A 3287-nucleotide genomic window follows, 5' to 3' on the forward strand; every position below is an offset into this window, starting at 1 on the left:
TTGATCAAAATGCGATCGCACTTATCAGGATCTAAAAATTAAAAGTAATCTTCTAATTGCATTGTTCTACGTCTCTATTGAAATAGAATATTAATCTTATTATCTCACGATTTTTTCTTCTTAGAACCAGAAGAACCACCCTTCGATTTTATCTCCCCAAAAGTCGGCGACCACCAATGTTTTTGGGAAGTCCACCAAAACGCTACTTCCTTACAACCATTTTTCCGATTCTCAGCATTAGAACACCTCAACATTGTTTTAGTTTCCCCTGTCTTCTTATCAGTATAATTATGCTTTTCCAAAGGCGAACTGCAAACAGGACAGGGAAATTCACTTAAATCTTTTGTCTCAGGTGTTTTAGCTGCACGTTCCCCATAAGGTAACTCGTATTGCTTAGTTTTATCGTTCAAAAACATTACCGCGCCGCATCCATCTTTGCGTTTGTCGCAACTGAGGAAATGTCCGGCTTTTACCTTCTCCGATTTTGTTGGCACTTTCACCATTAGTTTATTGCATTTCGGACATAAAATCTCTGTACTTTCAGTAGATGATTTCTTACTTTCATTCCCAGAATCGGCAGTTGTTTTGCGTCGCCTTCCCGTCGCCTTTGTTGGTGCAATATTGGAAGTCGATCGAGTCTTCATTTGCTTGACTACTTCATTCTCATTACCCAATATTTCCGCTAAAGCATCAGCAGTTGTTTTGCGTTGTTTTCCTGTTGCTTTTGTTGGTGCAATATCTGAAGTCGATCGAGCCTTTTTTTGCTTCACTACCTCATTCTCATTCCCCAATATTTCCGCTAAAGGATCGGATTTACTTTTGCGTCCCTTCCCAGTCGTCTTTGCTGGCGCAAAATTATTGGATTTAGCGGTAGTTGTATATCCCTTTACCTGCTGAATTGCTTGCTTTAAAGCCGGATCGAAATATTCTCGATTCCAACTGGTAAGCCATTTTTCCCAATTCTGTTTTCCATCAGCAATTGCATCTAATTGCGATTCCATCTGCGCGGTAAATTCGGCTGCAATTAAATCTGGTAAAACTTTGGCTAAAAAATCATCCAATTCCATCCCTAAAGGAGTTGGCTGTAACTTACTTTTCGATAATTGCACGTATTCCCGCTCTTTCAAAGTTTTAATTGTAGGAGAATAAGTGCTAGGTCTACCTATTCCCTTCTTTTCCATTAATTGTACTAATTTCGGTTCCGTATAACGCGGCGGCGGTTGTGTTTGCTTCTTCTCGGATTTAGCATCTTTTAAATTAACTGTTTGTCCTTCTACCACATTTGGTAATTGCACATCTTCGCTGATATTATTCCAATAGCGGGTATAACCGGGAAAAATCAGCACTTGTCCTCGCGCTTCCCAAAAAATATCGGCAGATTGGGTAATAATCCGCGTTTTTGCTATTTGTGCGGGACGACACTGGGATGCAACGGCGCGATTCCAAATCAACTCGTAAAGGTTAGCTTCATCATCACTTAGTTGCGATCGCAATTGTGCGGGAATTCGGTTAACATCAGTAGGACGAATTGCTTCGTGCGCTTCTTGCGCTCCCTGTTTTGAACGGTGTCTAGTTGTTTTATCCGGTACGTTTTCCGGGTCGTTTGCTTGTAAATACTTTTGCACTGCATCACAAAATTGCTCGGATAATACTACCGAGTCGGTTCGCATATAAGTGATATGTCCAGCTTCGTAAAGTGACTGGGCAATTTTCATGGTTTGCTCTGGACTTTTATGCAGTTTCGCACCAGCAGCTTGTTGGAGGGTAGAGGTAATAAATGGTGCGGGAGGTGATTGATTTACTGTTTTCTTTTCAATTTTAATTATACTATGGGGATTGGCTTTGGCAATGGCTACTAATCTATCTGCTTCTTCTTGTGTTTTTACGCGATCGGATTCTGGTTTGGCGTCATTTTTACCAGCATCATCGGGTTCGGAATTTTCATCTTTAGCTGCTTTCAAACTAGCGCGATAAAACGCTTTGAATCCTTCTTTGTATTCTACCCAAACTGACCAGTAATCTTCCGGAACAAAGGCAATTATTTCTTTCTCTCTTTGGCAAATTAAATGAAGAGTGGCGCTTTGCACTCTTCCCATCGATTTCGCACCGTTTTTCAGTTGCCAAACTAAATGTTTGCTACCTTTATATCCGACTAATTTATCGAGACAATCTCTCGCTCTTCCGGCGGCGATTAAGTTTTGGTCGAGGGTGCGCGGTTTGGCGATCGCACTCATCACTGCCGCTTTAGTAATCTCGGTATAAGTAACTCTTTTCGGCTGTTTTAATCGCAGTTCTTGCGCTAAATGCCAACCAATTGTTTCGCCTTCTCGATCGGGATCTGTGGCAATGTAAATATCGGTTGCTTGCTTGACAGCTTGACGCAAATCGCTGAGGACTTTCTTACTGCGATCGCCTCTAATTTCGTAGCGACAATTTATGCGATCGTCTTCTAAATCAAATCCTAGCGAATCTTCCCCATCCTGTGCTAGTTCGCGGATATGACCCATACTAGCTTTGACAATCCAACCCGCACCCAGAATTTGACTTAATTTTTTTGATTTTCCCGGTGATTCTATCAGTAATAGCTTTGTCATGGGAGCATCTATTACTTGAGTTTATTTAATTTTACTATGATTTTTCTTTGGGTGGGCTGGGTTTTATATTTTTTTTACCGCAGATGCACGCAGATGTAGGCGTTAGCGAAGCGATTGCGAAGCAATTAGCCTTCCCGTAGGGTACGCAGATGAAGAGTAGAGATGAGATATATTAAGGATGCGATCGAACGACAAGCCAACTTATTTCTTCCGAGCTACAATATGAAAAATATGCCAGTGCTTTGGTTCTTGCAAAGCCGTTTTGCCATCTTCTTCTTCGATATTAAAAACCTCTATCTCAAAAGGTTCTAAAAATTTTTCCACCTGTGCTTGCGTGAAATGGGAATGGGTAGGAATCTTCGCCCAGTCATCTCGATCGCCAAACAATTGACCGCTGAAACGACCGCCAACACGAATACTTTGCACAATTTTATCCCACAATTGCGAAAAATATTCGGGCGGACAAAATGGCAGACAAAAACTACCATTAATTAAATCTGTTTCCGGCCAAGTAGTATCCTGAAATTTACCTAATTTGGTTTCCAATAATTCGACATTTTGCAAATCCGGACGCGCCAACATTCGCTCAAACGCTTCCGCATTTCCGTCAATTGCCAAAACTCGCCAACCCCGCCGCAGCAGTTCCACCGTATCGCGACCTTCCCCGCAACCCAAGTCTACCGCGAAGCGTCC

The 3287-nt window shown here is 41.9% G+C and carries 2 protein-coding genes; both read right to left on the reverse strand.

Annotated elements, in window-relative coordinates:
• Positions 1 to 104: 104 nt before the first annotated feature.
• Positions 105 to 2594 carry a type I DNA topoisomerase gene (topA, locus tag H6S82_RS25185; RefSeq protein ID WP_190462686.1) on the reverse strand — a complete coding sequence of 830 codons (2490 nt, stop codon included), beginning with the start codon at positions 2592 to 2594 and terminating at the stop codon, positions 105 to 107.
• Between the two features lie 201 nt (positions 2595 to 2795).
• A partial coding sequence (locus H6S82_RS25190) for a class I SAM-dependent methyltransferase (protein WP_191056893.1) occupies positions 2796 to 3287 on the reverse strand: 492 nt, incomplete at its 5' end.

Origin of the sequence: Planktothrix sp. FACHB-1355 (assembly GCF_014748295.1) — a bacterium.
Lineage (GTDB): Bacteria > Cyanobacteriota > Cyanobacteriia > Cyanobacteriales > Aerosakkonemataceae > Aerosakkonema > Aerosakkonema funiforme_A.